Source organism: Microvirga tunisiensis (assembly GCF_009296175.1).
In the GTDB taxonomy this organism is placed as follows: Bacteria; Pseudomonadota; Alphaproteobacteria; order Rhizobiales; family Beijerinckiaceae; genus Microvirga; species Microvirga tunisiensis.
Window position 1 is genome coordinate 1 of sequence record NZ_VOSK01000946.1, and the last position, 652, is coordinate 652.

General features: G+C 51.8%; 1 protein-coding gene and 1 pseudogene. Both read left to right on the plus strand.

The features are described 5' to 3' along the window. Window positions 1–134 precede the first annotated feature (134 nt). Window positions 135–209 (plus strand): annotated as a pseudogene (locus FS320_RS44650) (acyltransferase); the annotation flags it as partial. Window positions 210–288: 79 nt separating this feature from the next. Further along, a complete protein-coding gene (locus FS320_RS44655; RefSeq protein ID WP_152718808.1) occupies window positions 289–519 on the plus strand; it encodes a DUF768 domain-containing protein in 231 nt (76 codons plus the stop codon). The last annotated feature ends 133 nt before the right edge of the window (window positions 520–652 follow it).

The window sequence follows — 652 nt, forward strand, 5'->3', positions numbered from 1 at the left end:
CGCTACCAAGGTTTATCAGACCGCATGGCTAGCATCACGATCGCTGGCGACAACGTCTGACGTGCACCAATCACGCCGCCACTTCGACGTGTGATGCGTTCCTTAGATAATCGCAGGAAAGAGGAGGTCCTCGCATGCGCTCTCAGGTGCGGTGGAGACTGTGTTGGGAAAATGAGCTGCAGCTCTCCGACCATATCGAACTCGCGAACGTTCTTTGAATTTAATCACCGAGCCTATTGAGCAGGATGCTTACCTTCTGCGAATTCCGTACCCTTCAAACGAATCAATATGACAAAAGACGCAAAACGATTTGTGGATCAGTGGATTGATGAAAACGTCCATCCAACCGGGTATGCCGCCGTAGGCGATGCCTCTAAAGCTGAACAGCTCGCCAGAGCTTGCTGGGTAGAGGCCGACAAAGCTGGAATCAGCAGAGACACGATCGAGGACTCCGTTGGCAATCTAGTTGATTACATAGAGCTAGTTCAGGAAATCTTGGCAGGAGGATTAAGCCTATGAGCCGACTGAAACCGGGCACTGACGCTGGTCTGCGCGACCAGACGGTCATGGCGCTGTGCCGTATGATTCCATCATTGCATGAGCGCGGATTTGTAATCCGCTCGCTTCCCTAACATCATTGAGACAAGCAACA